Source organism: Alkalihalophilus pseudofirmus (genome assembly GCF_029094545.1).
GTDB lineage: Bacteria > Bacillota > Bacilli > Bacillales > Bacillaceae_D > Alkalihalophilus > Alkalihalophilus pseudofirmus.
Window position 1 is genome coordinate 98239 of sequence record NZ_CP117835.1, and the last position, 14581, is coordinate 112819.

Here is a 14581-nt window from a genome sequence, read left to right on the forward strand (position 1 = left end):
CGCTTTGGATCTTTTGTTCAGTTTTGAAGGAACTATCCTTCAATTAGATACTAATTCTCACCAAGTTGAGTAAGGGTTAGTACTTGGTTCTTTGAAAACTAGATAATGAAATGTAAACATATTTGTTCATCGGTATCTTTTAATAGAGAAGATTGAACGAGCATGTCAAGAATTCAACAACCTTTTTTAAATTTTGGTTAAGTTAGAAAGGGCGCACGGTGAATGCCTTGGCACTAGGAGCCGAAGAAGGACGCGACGAACGGCGAAACGCCTCGGGGAGCTGTAAGTGAGCTTTGATCCGAGGATATCCGAATGGGGGAACCCACTATTCGTAATGGAATAGTACCCATACCTGAATACATAGGGTATGAGGAGGCAGACCTGGGGAACTGAAACATCTAAGTACCCAGAGGAAGAGAAAGCAAATGCGATTACCTGAGTAGCGGCGAGCGAAACGGTATCAGCCCAAACCAAGAGGCTTGCCTCTTGGGGTTGTAGGACACTCTATACGGAGTTACAAAGAAATAGGATAGGCGAAGCGATCTGGAAAGGTCCGCGACACAAGGTAACAGCCCTGTAGTCGAAATTCTATTTCCTCCTGAGTGGATCCTGAGTACGGCGGGACACGTGAAACCCCGTCGGAATCCGGGAGGACCATCTCCCAAGGCTAAATACTCCCTAGTGACCGATAGTGAACCAGTACCGTGAGGGAAAGGTGAAAAGCACCCCGGAAGGGGAGTGAAACAGATCCTGAAACCGTGTGCCTACAACTAGTTGGAGCCCGTTAATGGGTGACAGCGTGCCTTTTGTAGAATGAACCGGCGAGTTACGATGTCGTGCAAGGTTAAGCTGATAAGGCGGAGCCGTAGCGAAAGCGAGTCTGAATAGGGCGAATGAGTACGCCGTCGTAGACCCGAAACCGTGTGATCTACCCATGTCCAGGGTGAAGTTCAGGTAACACTGAATGGAGGCCCGAACCCACGCATGTTGAAAAATGCGGGGATGAGGTGTGGGTAGGGGTGAAATGCCAATCGAACTCGGAAATAGCTGGTTCTCCCCGAAATAGCTTTAGGGCTAGCCTCGAGGTTGAGAGTTTTGGAGGTAGAGCACTGATTGGACTAGGGGTCCCCACAGGATTACCGAATTCAGTCAAACTCCGAATGCCAAAAACTTTTACTCGGGAGTCAGACTGCGAGTGCTAAGATCCGTAGTCAAGAGGGAAACAGCCCAGACCATCAGCTAAGGTCCCAAAGTATACGTTAAGTGGAAAAGGATGTGGAGTTGCCCAGACAACCAGGATGTTGGCTTAGAAGCAGCCACCATTTAAAGAGTGCGTAATAGCTCACTGGTCGAGTGACTCTGCGCCGAAAATGTACCGGGGCTAAACGTATCACCGAAGCTATGGATTGACACCTTAGGTGTCAGTGGTAGGGGAGCGTTCTAAGTGCAGCGAAGTCAGATCGTGAGGACTGGTGGAGCGCTTAGAAGTGAGAATGCCGGTATGAGTAGCGAAAAGAGGGGTGAGAATCCCCTCCGTCGAAAGCCCAAGGTTTCCTGAGGAAGGCTCGTCCGCTCAGGGTAAGTCGGGACCTAAGCCGAGGCTGAAAAGCGTAGGCGATGGACAACAGGTTGAAATTCCTGTACCACCTCCTCACCGTTTGAGTAATGGGGGGACGCAGTAAGGTAGGGTAAGCGCACTGATGGATATGTGCGTCCAAGCAATTAGGCTGAGAAGTAGGCAAATCCGCTTCTCGTGAAGGCTGAGTTGTGATGGCGAGGGAAATTTAGTACCGAAGTTCCTGATCCTCCACTGCCAAGAAAAGCCTCTAGCGAGGTGAGAGGTGCCCGTACCGCAAACCGACACAGGTAGGCGAGAAGAGAATTCTAAGACGCTCGGGAGAACTCTCGTTAAGGAACTCGGCAAAATGACCCCGTAACTTCGGGAGAAGGGGTGCTCTGGTAGGGTGTATGCCCGAGAGAGCCGCAGTGAAAAGATCCAAGCGACTGTTTAGCAAAAACACAGGTCTCTGCGAAGCCGCAAGGCGAAGTATAGGGGCTGACACCTGCCCGGTGCTGGAAGGTTAAGAGGAGGGGTTATCCCTTACGGGAGAAGCTCTGAATTGAAGCCCCAGTAAACGGCGGCCGTAACTATAACGGTCCTAAGGTAGCGAAATTCCTTGTCGGGTAAGTTCCGACCCGCACGAATGGTGTAACGACTTGGATACTGTCTCAACGAGAGACCCGGTGAAATTATAGTACCTGTGAAGATGCAGGTTACCCGCGACAGGACGGAAAGACCCCATGGAGCTTTACTGTAGCTTGATATTGGATGTTGGTACAGTTTGTACAGGATAGGTAGGAGCCTTGGAAGTCGGAGCGCCAGCTTCGATGGAGGCGTCGGTGGGATACTACCCTGACTGTGCTGACATTCTAACCTCGAGCCGTGATCCGGTTCAGGGACAGTGTCAGGTGGGCAGTTTGACTGGGGCGGTCGCCTCCTAAACAGTAACGGAGGCGCCCAAAGGTTCCCTCAGAATGGTTGGAAATCATTCGTAGAGTGCAAAGGCAAAAGGGAGCTTGACTGCGAGACCTACAAGTCGAGCAGGGACGAAAGTCGGGCTTAGTGATCCGGTGGTTCCGCATGGAAGGGCCATCGCTCAACGGATAAAAGCTACCCTGGGGATAACAGGCTTATCTCCCCCAAGAGTCCACATCGACGGGGAGGTTTGGCACCTCGATGTCGGCTCATCGCATCCTGGGGCTGAAGTAGGTCCCAAGGGTTGGGCTGTTCGCCCATTAAAGCGGTACGCGAGCTGGGTTCAGAACGTCGTGAGACAGTTCGGTCCCTATCCGTCGCGGGCGTAGGAAATTTGAGAGGAGCTGTCCTTAGTACGAGAGGACCGGGATGGACACACCGCTGGTGTACCAGTTGTTCCGCCAGGAGCATCGCTGGGTAGCTACGTGTGGACGGGATAAGTGCTGAAAGCATCTAAGCATGAAGCCCCCCTCAAGATGAGATTTCCCATGGAGTTAATCCAGTAAGACCCCTTAGAGATGATGAGGTTGATAGGTCTGGTGTGGAAGCATGGCGACATGTGGAGCTGACAGATACTAATCGGTCGAGGACTTATCCAAATTATTCTTGACATATGTTTACACATTATCTAGTTTTGAGAGAACCATCTCAAACATTCACTGTAAAGTGAATCATAGTCTGGTGGCGATAGCAAAGAGGTCACACCCGTTCCCATGCCGAACACGGTCGTTAAGCTCTTTTGCGCCGATGGTAGTTGGGGGCTTCCCCCTGTGAGAGTAGGACGTTGCCAGGCATAAATCGGAGGATTAGCTCAGCTGGGAGAGCACCTGCCTTACAAGCAGGGGGTCGGCGGTTCGAACCCGTCATCCTCCACCATATATGCCGGTCTAGCTCAATTGGTAGAGCAACTGACTTGTAATCAGTAGGTTGGGGGTTCAAGTCCTCTGGCCGGCACTCTTTTAAGAAGAGCCATTAGCTCAGTTGGTAGAGCATCTGACTTTTAATCAGAGGGTCGAAGGTTCGAGTCCTTCATGGCTCACCATTTTAATATGCGGGTGTGGCGGAATTGGCAGACGCGCTAGACTTAGGATCTAGTGTCTTATGACGTGGGGGTTCGACTCCCTTCACCCGCATTTTATTCGCGGAAGTAGTTCAGTGGTAGAACACCACCTTGCCAAGGTGGGGGTCGCGAGTTCGAATCTCGTCTTCCGCTCCATATACTTTCAATTGTATATTGTTATTTAGCAGTAAGTCCTGCCGGGGTGGTGGAATTGGCAGACACACAGGACTTAAAATCCTGCGGTAGGTGACTACCGTGCCGGTTCAAGTCCGGCCCTCGGCACCATATTGCGCCCTTAGCTCAGCTGGATAGAGTGTTTGACTACGAATCAAAAGGTCGGGAGTTCGAATCTCTCAGGGCGCACCATCTTATCTTAATATAACGGGAAGTGGCTCAGCTTGGTAGAGCACCTGGTTTGGGACCAGGGGGTCGCAGGTTCAAATCCTGTCTTCCCGACCATTATATTGGGGCCTTAGCTCAGCTGGGAGAGCGCCTGCCTTGCACGCAGGAGGTCAGCGGTTCGATCCCGCTAGGCTCCACCAATAATTTTTTAAAAAACTTCTTGACTCTCTATAATCAGGGTGTTAAGATAGTAAAGTCGCCAATGAGCGGCGGACAAGTTCTTTGAAAACTGAACAAAAGCCAAGCGAAATAGAGATACATGATATCTCGTCAATGAATTATTTTTGAGCTTAATCAAACACTTTTATGGAGAGTTTGATCCTGGCTCAGGACGAACGCTGGCGGCGTGCCTAATACATGCAAGTCGAGCGGACTGATGGGAGCTTGCTCCCTGATGTTAGCGGCGGACGGGTGAGTAACACGTGGGCAACCTGCCTGTAAGACTGGGATAACTCCGGGAAACCGGGGCTAATACCGGATAACCCGTTCCACCTCATGGTGGAGCGGTAAAAGATGGCCTCTGGCTATCACTTACAGATGGGCCCGCGGCGCATTAGCTAGTTGGTAAGGTAACGGCTTACCAAGGCGACGATGCGTAGCCGACCTGAGAGGGTGATCGGCCACACTGGGACTGAGACACGGCCCAGACTCCTACGGGAGGCAGCAGTAGGGAATCTTCCGCAATGGACGAAAGTCTGACGGAGCAACGCCGCGTGAGTGATGAAGGTTTTCGGATCGTAAAGCTCTGTTGTTAGGGAAGAACAAGTGCCGTTTGAATAAGGCGGCACCTTGACGGTACCTAACCAGAAAGCCACGGCTAACTACGTGCCAGCAGCCGCGGTAATACGTAGGTGGCAAGCGTTGTCCGGAATTATTGGGCGTAAAGCGCGCGCAGGCGGTCTCTTAAGTCTGATGTGAAAGCCCACGGCTCAACCGTGGAGGGTCATTGGAAACTGGGAGACTTGAGTACAGAAGAGGAGAGTGGAATTCCACGTGTAGCGGTGAAATGCGTAGATATGTGGAGGAACACCAGTGGCGAAGGCGACTCTCTGGTCTGTAACTGACGCTGAGGCGCGAAAGCGTGGGGAGCAAACAGGATTAGATACCCTGGTAGTCCACGCCGTAAACGATGAGTGCTAGGTGTTAGGGGTTTCGATGCCCTTAGTGCCGAAGTTAACACATTAAGCACTCCGCCTGGGGAGTACGACCGCAAGGTTGAAACTCAAAGGAATTGACGGGGGCCCGCACAAGCAGTGGAGCATGTGGTTTAATTCGAAGCAACGCGAAGAACCTTACCAGGTCTTGACATCCTTTGACCACTCTAGAGATAGAGCTTTCCCCTTCGGGGGACAAAGTGACAGGTGGTGCATGGTTGTCGTCAGCTCGTGTCGTGAGATGTTGGGTTAAGTCCCGCAACGAGCGCAACCCTTGATCTTAGTTGCCAGCATTCAGTTGGGCACTCTAAGGTGACTGCCGGTGACAAACCGGAGGAAGGTGGGGATGACGTCAAATCATCATGCCCCTTATGACCTGGGCTACACACGTGCTACAATGGATGGTACAAAGGGCTGCAAAACCGCGAGGTTGAGCGAATCCCATAAAGCCATTCTCAGTTCGGATTGTAGGCTGCAACTCGCCTACATGAAGCCGGAATTGCTAGTAATCGCGGATCAGCATGCCGCGGTGAATACGTTCCCGGGCCTTGTACACACCGCCCGTCACACCACGAGAGTTTGTAACACCCGAAGTCGGTGAGGTAACCTTTTGGAGCCAGCCGCCTAAGGTGGGACAGATGATTGGGGTGAAGTCGTAACAAGGTAGCCGTATCGGAAGGTGCGGCTGGATCACCTCCTTTCTATGGAGTATTTAACTCTAGTCGATGTATGATCTTACGATCATATACGCTTTGGATCTTTTGTTCAGTTTTGAAGGAACTATCCTTCAATTAGATACTAATTCTCACCAAGTTGAGTAAGGGTTAGTACTTGGTTCTTTGAAAACTAGATAATGAAAACGGACAAAGAGAAACGAGAAGATCGAGGATACGATCAAATGAGTGCTCGGATCGTACATCGGTACGTGAGAACACGAATTGTGAAGTAGACGAAGAGATTCGAAGTTTATCTGAAGTCCATGTAAACATATTTGTTCATCGGTATCTTTTAATAGAGAAGATTGAACGAGCATGTCAAGAATTCAACAACCTTTTTTAAATTTTGGTTAAGTTAGAAAGGGCGCACGGTGAATGCCTTGGCACTAGGAGCCGAAGAAGGACGCGACGAACGGCGAAACGCCTCGGGGAGCTGTAAGTGAGCTTTGATCCGAGGATATCCGAATGGGGGAACCCACTATTCGTAATGGAATAGTACCCATACCTGAATACATAGGGTATGAGGAGGCAGACCTGGGGAACTGAAACATCTAAGTACCCAGAGGAAGAGAAAGCAAATGCGATTACCTGAGTAGCGGCGAGCGAAACGGTATCAGCCCAAACCAAGAGGCTTGCCTCTTGGGGTTGTAGGACACTCTATACGGAGTTACAAAGAAATAGGATAGGCGAAGCGATCTGGAAAGGTCCGCGACACAAGGTAACAGCCCTGTAGTCGAAATTCTATTTCCTCCTGAGTGGATCCTGAGTACGGCGGGACACGTGAAACCCCGTCGGAATCCGGGAGGACCATCTCCCAAGGCTAAATACTCCCTAGTGACCGATAGTGAACCAGTACCGTGAGGGAAAGGTGAAAAGCACCCCGGAAGGGGAGTGAAACAGATCCTGAAACCGTGTGCCTACAACTAGTTGGAGCCCGTTAATGGGTGACAGCGTGCCTTTTGTAGAATGAACCGGCGAGTTACGATGTCGTGCAAGGTTAAGCTGATAAGGCGGAGCCGTAGCGAAAGCGAGTCTGAATAGGGCGAATGAGTACGCCGTCGTAGACCCGAAACCGTGTGATCTACCCATGTCCAGGGTGAAGTTCAGGTAACACTGAATGGAGGCCCGAACCCACGCATGTTGAAAAATGCGGGGATGAGGTGTGGGTAGGGGTGAAATGCCAATCGAACTCGGAAATAGCTGGTTCTCCCCGAAATAGCTTTAGGGCTAGCCTCGAGGTTGAGAGTTTTGGAGGTAGAGCACTGATTGGACTAGGGGTCCCCACAGGATTACCGAATTCAGTCAAACTCCGAATGCCAAAAACTTTTACTCGGGAGTCAGACTGCGAGTGCTAAGATCCGTAGTCAAGAGGGAAACAGCCCAGACCATCAGCTAAGGTCCCAAAGTATACGTTAAGTGGAAAAGGATGTGGAGTTGCCCAGACAACCAGGATGTTGGCTTAGAAGCAGCCACCATTTAAAGAGTGCGTAATAGCTCACTGGTCGAGTGACTCTGCGCCGAAAATGTACCGGGGCTAAACGTATCACCGAAGCTATGGATTGACACCTTAGGTGTCAGTGGTAGGGGAGCGTTCTAAGTGCAGCGAAGTCAGATCGTGAGGACTGGTGGAGCGCTTAGAAGTGAGAATGCCGGTATGAGTAGCGAAAAGAGGGGTGAGAATCCCCTCCGTCGAAAGCCCAAGGTTTCCTGAGGAAGGCTCGTCCGCTCAGGGTAAGTCGGGACCTAAGCCGAGGCTGAAAAGCGTAGGCGATGGACAACAGGTTGAAATTCCTGTACCACCTCCTCACCGTTTGAGTAATGGGGGGACGCAGTAAGGTAGGGTAAGCGCACTGATGGATATGTGCGTCCAAGCAATTAGGCTGAGAAGTAGGCAAATCCGCTTCTCGTGAAGGCTGAGTTGTGATGGCGAGGGAAATTTAGTACCGAAGTTCCTGATCCTCCACTGCCAAGAAAAGCCTCTAGCGAGGTGAGAGGTGCCCGTACCGCAAACCGACACAGGTAGGCGAGAAGAGAATTCTAAGACGCTCGGGAGAACTCTCGTTAAGGAACTCGGCAAAATGACCCCGTAACTTCGGGAGAAGGGGTGCTCTGGTAGGGTGTATGCCCGAGAGAGCCGCAGTGAAAAGATCCAAGCGACTGTTTAGCAAAAACACAGGTCTCTGCGAAGCCGCAAGGCGAAGTATAGGGGCTGACACCTGCCCGGTGCTGGAAGGTTAAGAGGAGGGGTTATCCCTTACGGGAGAAGCTCTGAATTGAAGCCCCAGTAAACGGCGGCCGTAACTATAACGGTCCTAAGGTAGCGAAATTCCTTGTCGGGTAAGTTCCGACCCGCACGAATGGTGTAACGACTTGGATACTGTCTCAACGAGAGACCCGGTGAAATTATAGTACCTGTGAAGATGCAGGTTACCCGCGACAGGACGGAAAGACCCCATGGAGCTTTACTGTAGCTTGATATTGGATGTTGGTACAGTTTGTACAGGATAGGTAGGAGCCTTGGAAGTCGGAGCGCCAGCTTCGATGGAGGCGTCGGTGGGATACTACCCTGACTGTGCTGACATTCTAACCTCGAGCCGTGATCCGGTTCAGGGACAGTGTCAGGTGGGCAGTTTGACTGGGGCGGTCGCCTCCTAAACAGTAACGGAGGCGCCCAAAGGTTCCCTCAGAATGGTTGGAAATCATTCGTAGAGTGCAAAGGCAAAAGGGAGCTTGACTGCGAGACCTACAAGTCGAGCAGGGACGAAAGTCGGGCTTAGTGATCCGGTGGTTCCGCATGGAAGGGCCATCGCTCAACGGATAAAAGCTACCCTGGGGATAACAGGCTTATCTCCCCCAAGAGTCCACATCGACGGGGAGGTTTGGCACCTCGATGTCGGCTCATCGCATCCTGGGGCTGAAGTAGGTCCCAAGGGTTGGGCTGTTCGCCCATTAAAGCGGTACGCGAGCTGGGTTCAGAACGTCGTGAGACAGTTCGGTCCCTATCCGTCGCGGGCGTAGGAAATTTGAGAGGAGCTGTCCTTAGTACGAGAGGACCGGGATGGACACACCGCTGGTGTACCAGTTGTTCCGCCAGGAGCATCGCTGGGTAGCTACGTGTGGACGGGATAAGTGCTGAAAGCATCTAAGCATGAAGCCCCCCTCAAGATGAGATTTCCCATGGAGTTAATCCAGTAAGACCCCTTAGAGATGATGAGGTTGATAGGTCTGGTGTGGAAGCATGGCGACATGTGGAGCTGACAGATACTAATCGGTCGAGGACTTATCCAAATTATTCTTGACATATGTTTACACATTATCTAGTTTTGAGAGAACCATCTCAAACATTTACAAAGAGGATCGAACAGTTCGAGGAAGCGACGAAGTGAATGCCCGGAGCGTATCAAGCATACGTGAGGACATGAATGAGGAAGCTGACGAAGAAATATGAAGATCATCTGAAGTAAATCATAGTCTGGTGGCGATAGCAAAGAGGTCACACCCGTTCCCATGCCGAACACGGTCGTTAAGCTCTTTTGCGCCGATGGTAGTTGGGGGCTTCCCCCTGTGAGAGTAGGACGTTGCCAGGCACCTAAACCATTCCTTAAAGGAATGGTTTTTTTGTGCGTATAAGATACATTGCAATCTATTCGCTAATCGCCTGACGCAATTACTCGCTGAACCGGCGTATACCATCCTCACTCCTCAATCATCCTCCTTAATCTCTAATGTCTTCCCTTCTTCCTTGCCATAATCTAAAGTATATTCGAATAACAGCTGCTATCTAAAATTAAAATCTTTGGCCTTAACGGAATTAATAATAATAATGATTAGTCTATTCATATATAGGGAATAGAGAAAGAATTACTTAACCAATTACATATTCCATGTAGAGATTGATGAGTCATTGGCTATACTAGCTTGTGTGACGTCAAATAGTTGCACTTTTACAACAGATTGATTATAATATCTTCAAAGTCAAAGATAGTCAAAGTCAAAATGGGAGAGAGGAGGCGTCTATGATTGAGGAACATATCGGATATTATTGAAAATTACCTTAAGTCAACTTTAATGAAAAGTAAAGATGATTTGCTTGAAATAAAACGAAGCGAATTAGCAAAACAATTTGAATGTGTGCCCTCTCAAATTAATTATGTGATTAGTACTCGTTTCACAATAGAAAAAGGTTATATTGTGGAAAGCAAACGAGGCGGTGGCGGGTACATTCGAATTATTAAAGTGAAGCCTCATGACGATCTAGCTCTCTTCGAACAGGTCATGAATGTAATTGGAACAAAAATTGATCAACAGACAGCAGAAAATGTGATACTGCGGCTTCTAGAAGAAGGGGCTATCTCTAAAAGGGAAGCAAATCTTATGGTAAGTGTAGTAGACCGATCATTATTCCAAACAACGGTCACTCATCGAGATGAAATAAGAGCAAACCTTCTAAAAGCAATGCTCGAAACATTAACTTATAAACAAGACCGTTAATAGAAATTCGTTAGAAGACTTACCTTAATCGATCTTCCTTTAATCGATAACTGTCTAATATCAAACCTGTTTAATATCGAAAAGTGAGTGAGGTGTTATGCGATGAAATGCCAAGAATGTGGTGAAAGAGAGGCGACATTGCATTTTACGAAAATTGTTAACGGGAAAAAAGCAGAATTTCATATATGTGAACACTGTGCACGAGAAAAAGGAGAGCACATCCCAGGCTCTAACAGCTTCTCTATCCATCAATTACTATCTGGGCTGCTTCATTTAGATAAACCTATTAATACAAGTCAAGATAAGGTTAATAGACCTAAAGAGCTGGTTTGTCACAATTGCGGAATGAAGTATGAACAGTTCACCCGTACAGGAAGATTTGGCTGTGCGGCCTGCTATAAGAGTTTCGAAGATAAATTGGATCCTATTCTAAAAAGGGTACATAGTGGAAACCACACTCACTCTGGAAAGATTCCCGTAAGAGTAGGCGGAGGAATTCAGCTTCAACGAGAAATTGACTCATTGAAAGCTCAAATGAAGCAGTATATTGAACGTGAAGAATTTGAGCAGGCAGCAGAGACCCGTGACCAAATTCGAGCGCTTGAAGAACAAAAAAAGAATCAAGGAGAGGGGTGAGAAGATGTCACTCCAGAAATTTATCTCAGAAGCAATTAGTCCTTGGATGAAAAAAGATGGTGCAGATTCGGATATTGTCTTGAGCAGCCGAATAAGATTAGCTAGAAACCTAAAAGAATATAAGTTCCCTTTGTTAGCTACCATGGAAGAATCAAGCGCAGTAGTAAAGCAGGTTAAAGAGTCATTGCTTACAGATGACAACCAAGAGACTGGTCCGCTTGAACTTGTGTTAATGGAAGATTTAAAAGCTAACGAAAAAAGAGTTTTAGTAGAGAAGCACTTGATCAGCCCCAACTTAGCGGAACAATCAAAACATGGTGCTGTGATCCTAAGTGAAGATGAGTCGGTAAGTATTATGATTAATGAAGAAGATCATCTTCGAATTCAATGTCTTTTTCCTGGGTTTCAATTAACGAAAGGGTTAGAGGCAGCTAGTAGATTGGATGATTGGATTGAAGAAAGAGTGACCTATGCTTTTGATGAAAAAAGAGGTTATTTAACCAGCTGCCCGACAAATGTTGGGACAGGGTTAAGAGCTTCAGTGATGATGCACCTTCCAGCGCTTGCGATGACACGTCAATTAAATAAAATTTTACCGGCAATTAATCAATTAGGATTAGTTGTTAGAGGAATTTACGGGGAAGGTAGCGAAGCTTTAGGTAACCTATTTCAAGTTTCAAACCAATTAACTCTCGGAAAATCTGAACAAGATATCGTTGAAGACCTGCGAGATGTAGTGATGCAGTTGATTCAACAAGAACGTGCAGCACGAGAAGTGTTAATGCAAAGTTCGAAATTACAGCTAGAAGACAGGGTGTACCGCTCTTACGGGATCCTTTCTTATAGTCGAGTAATTGAATCAAAAGAAGCTACTCAGCGATTGTCTGATGTCAGATTAGGTATTGATGTTGGTCTGCTTGAGAATGTTTCTGCAAATATTTTAAATGAGTTAATGATCCTAACTCAGCCGGGCTTTTTGCAGCAGTACGCAGGCGAAGTGTTATCGCCGGATTTACGAGATGAGCGGCGTGCAACTCTCATCCGTGAACGATTAAAGCTTGAGAACGATACGAACGAATAAACGTGGAGGTGGCGCCAATGATGTTTGGACGTTTAACAGAACGAGCTCAGAAGGTATTAGCATTAGCACAAGAGGAAGCCATTCGATTAGGTCATAATAATATTGGTACAGAGCATGTACTGCTCGGTCTGATCAGAGAAGGAGAAGGAATTGCTGCTAAAGCGTTGCAAGCCCTTGGATTAGGTTCAGAAAAAATCCAAAAAGAAGTAGAGACATTAATCGGAAAAGGCCAAGAAGGGTCTAAAACGATACATTATACACCCCGTGCCAAAAAGGTAATTGAGCTTTCTATGGATGAAGCGAGAAAGCTTGGACACTCTTATGTCGGCACAGAACATATCCTTTTAGGGTTAATTAGAGAAGGAGAGGGTGTTGCAGCAAGAGTATTAAATAATCTTGGTGTAAGCCTCAATAAAGCACGTCAGCAAGTACTGCAGTTACTAGGCAGCAATGAGGTTGGCAGCTCTTCACAACAAGGAGGAAGTGCTACTCATGCTAACACACCGACACTTGACAGCTTAGCTCGAGACTTAACTGCTATTGCCCGTGAAGAGTCACTTGACCCTGTTATTGGACGAAGTAAAGAGATTGAGCGTGTAATCCAAGTACTTAGTCGTCGTACAAAAAACAACCCTGTTTTAATCGGGGAGCCTGGTGTTGGTAAAACGGCGATTGCTGAAGGATTGGCACAAGCTATTGTTGCAAATGAAGTTCCTGAAACACTGCGCAACAAACGTGTGATGACACTCGATATGGGTACAGTAGTAGCTGGTACAAAATATCGTGGTGAATTCGAAGACCGCTTAAAGAAAGTGATGGATGAGATTCGTCAAGCGGGCAATGTCATTTTATTCATTGATGAGCTGCACACATTAATTGGAGCAGGTGGAGCAGAAGGTGCCATTGATGCTTCTAATATCTTAAAGCCTTCACTAGCACGTGGAGAACTTCAATGTATCGGTGCGACAACTCTTGATGAATACCGTAAGTATATTGAAAAAGATGCAGCGCTTGAGCGTCGTTTCCAGCCAATTCAAGTAAATGAGCCGACGCTAGAGGAGTCGATCTTAATCTTAAAAGGTCTCCGTGATCGTTATGAAGCACATCACCGTGTAACAATTACAGATGAGGCGATTGAAGAGTCTGTTAAAATGTCAGATCGCTACATTTCAGATCGTTTCTTACCTGACAAAGCCATTGATTTAATTGACGAGGCTGCATCAAAAGTGAGACTGCGTTCTTACACAGCACCTCCAAACTTAAAAGAGCTTGAAGGTCGTCTTGAGGAAACGCGTAAAGAAAAAGATGCTGCCGTTCAAAGCCAAGAATTTGAAAAAGCAGCTTCTCTTCGTGACACTGAACAGCGTTTGCGTGAAGAACTTGAAGAAATGAAGAACGAGTGGAAGAAAAAGCAAGGGCAAGAGGATACCGAAGTTGTCGTTGAAGATATTGCCCAAGTCGTTGCTAGCTGGACTGGAATTCCTGTATCAAAGCTAGCCGAGGAAGAAACAGAAAGATTGCTTAAGATGGAGAAAATTCTTCATGAGCGTGTAGTAGGCCAAGAAGAAGCGGTTATATCTATTTCTAAAGCAGTAAGGCGTGCTCGTGCAGGCTTAAAGGATCCTAAACGTCCAATTGGTTCATTTATATTCCTAGGGCCGACTGGTGTTGGTAAAACAGAATTGGCACGTGCAGTAGCCGAGACATTATTTGGAGATGAAGATGCAGTTATTCGTATCGACATGTCTGAGTATATGGAAAAGCACGCAACAAGCCGTTTAGTAGGTTCTCCTCCGGGATATGTAGGACATGAGGACGGCGGACAGTTAACGGAGAAAGTTCGTCGCAAGCCGTACTCTGTAATTCTTTTAGATGAAATTGAAAAAGCTCATCCGGAAGTATTTAATATTTTATTACAAGTGCTTGAGGATGGACGATTAACAGATTCTAAAGGCCGTACGGTAGACTTCCGCAATACAGCAATCATCATGACATCCAACGTTGGTGCTAGTACGTTAAAACGTAATAAGTATCTTGGGTTTACAACGGAAAGTGAAGGGCAAGAGTATAAAGATATGAAAGGAAAGGTGATGGCTGAGCTTAAACGAAGCTTCCGTCCTGAATTCCTTAACCGTATCGATGAAATTATTGTCTTCCATTCACTAGAGAAAAAGCATGTGCGTGAAATTATCACATTAATGGCAGATCAATTAAAGCAGCGCTTGAAAGAGCAGGGCATTGATTTTGAACTTACTGAGGCTGCAAAAGATAAGATTACTGACCTTGGTTATGATCCCGAGTACGGTGCGCGTCCATTACGCCGTGCGCTTCAAAAGCAAGTAGAAGACCGTCTCTCAGAAGAACTTCTTAAAGGAACGATCTTCAAAGGGCAGAAGGCGATCATTGATGTAAAAGATGATGAGCTTGTTGTAGAAACGCGTGAAAGTGCGCAAGTATAAATAATCGACTAAATTCGGGAAAGAAAAGCCGAGGGACAGACATAAT

At 47.5% G+C, this 14581-nt stretch carries 4 protein-coding genes, 9 tRNA genes and 5 rRNA genes; all 18 read left to right on the plus strand.

Annotated elements, in window-relative coordinates:
• The first annotated feature begins 195 nt into the window (after positions 1 to 195).
• The 18 genes from PQ478_RS00475 (at position 196) to clpC (ending at position 14535) form a co-directional block, all read left to right on the plus strand.
• Positions 196 to 3135, plus strand: a 23S ribosomal RNA gene (locus PQ478_RS00475).
• Positions 3136 to 3213: 78 nt separating this feature from the next.
• Positions 3214 to 3329: ribosomal RNA gene (rrf, locus tag PQ478_RS00480) — 5S ribosomal RNA — on the plus strand.
• Between the two features lie 7 nt (positions 3330 to 3336).
• Positions 3337 to 3412 (plus strand) — tRNA-Val (locus tag PQ478_RS00485).
• A 5-nt stretch (positions 3413 to 3417) separates the two neighbouring features.
• A tRNA-Thr gene (locus PQ478_RS00490) sits at positions 3418 to 3490 on the plus strand.
• A 12-nt stretch (positions 3491 to 3502) separates the two neighbouring features.
• Positions 3503 to 3578, plus strand: a tRNA-Lys gene (locus tag PQ478_RS00495).
• A gap of 9 nt (positions 3579 to 3587) precedes the next feature.
• Positions 3588 to 3669: transfer RNA gene (locus tag PQ478_RS00500), tRNA-Leu, on the plus strand.
• A gap of 8 nt (positions 3670 to 3677) precedes the next feature.
• Positions 3678 to 3752, plus strand: a tRNA-Gly gene (locus PQ478_RS00505).
• A gap of 40 nt (positions 3753 to 3792) precedes the next feature.
• Positions 3793 to 3881, plus strand: a tRNA-Leu gene (locus PQ478_RS00510).
• A 4-nt stretch (positions 3882 to 3885) separates the two neighbouring features.
• Positions 3886 to 3962 (plus strand) — tRNA-Arg (locus PQ478_RS00515).
• A 16-nt stretch (positions 3963 to 3978) separates the two neighbouring features.
• A tRNA-Pro gene (locus PQ478_RS00520) sits at positions 3979 to 4055 on the plus strand.
• A gap of 7 nt (positions 4056 to 4062) precedes the next feature.
• Positions 4063 to 4138 (plus strand) — tRNA-Ala (locus PQ478_RS00525).
• Positions 4139 to 4301: 163 nt separating this feature from the next.
• Positions 4302 to 5853 (plus strand): 16S ribosomal RNA (locus PQ478_RS00530).
• Between the two features lie 363 nt (positions 5854 to 6216).
• Positions 6217 to 9156, plus strand: a 23S ribosomal RNA gene (locus PQ478_RS00535).
• Positions 9157 to 9339: 183 nt separating this feature from the next.
• A 5S ribosomal RNA gene (gene rrf, locus PQ478_RS00540) occupies positions 9340 to 9455 on the plus strand.
• Together the 16S, 23S and 5S rRNA genes with 9 tRNA genes alongside form the textbook arrangement of a ribosomal RNA operon.
• A 433-nt stretch (positions 9456 to 9888) precedes the next feature.
• A complete protein-coding gene (locus tag PQ478_RS00545) occupies positions 9889 to 10359 on the plus strand; it encodes a CtsR family transcriptional regulator (RefSeq protein ID WP_012957105.1) in 471 nt (156 codons plus the stop codon).
• Between the two features lie 102 nt (positions 10360 to 10461).
• The gene (gene mcsA / locus PQ478_RS00550; RefSeq protein ID WP_012957106.1) at positions 10462 to 10995 is read left to right on the plus strand and encodes a protein-arginine kinase activator protein McsA; all 534 of its coding nucleotides are present in this window, start codon (positions 10462 to 10464) and stop codon (positions 10993 to 10995) included.
• Positions 10996 to 10999: 4 nt separating this feature from the next.
• Positions 11000 to 12076: a protein-arginine kinase McsB gene (mcsB, locus tag PQ478_RS00555; protein WP_012957107.1), complete on the plus strand. Its 1077-nt coding sequence runs from the start codon at positions 11000 to 11002 to the stop codon at positions 12074 to 12076.
• Positions 12077 to 12093: 17 nt separating this feature from the next.
• Positions 12094 to 14535 (plus strand): ATP-dependent protease ATP-binding subunit ClpC, encoded by a 2442-nt coding sequence (clpC, locus tag PQ478_RS00560; RefSeq protein WP_012957108.1) that lies wholly within the window; start codon positions 12094 to 12096, stop codon positions 14533 to 14535.
• Positions 14536 to 14581: the final 46 nt, after the last annotated feature.

Bases quoted from the DNA above. Each gene is read 5' to 3' on its own strand.
- clpC (WP_012957108.1), top strand. From the start codon at position 12,094: ATGATGTTTGGACGTTTAACAGAACGAGCTCAGAAGGTATTAGCATTA.
- mcsB (WP_012957107.1), top strand. From the start codon at position 11,000: ATGTCACTCCAGAAATTTATCTCAGAAGCAATTAGTCCTTGGATGAAA.
- mcsA (WP_012957106.1), top strand. From the start codon at position 10,462: ATGAAATGCCAAGAATGTGGTGAAAGAGAGGCGACATTGCATTTTACG.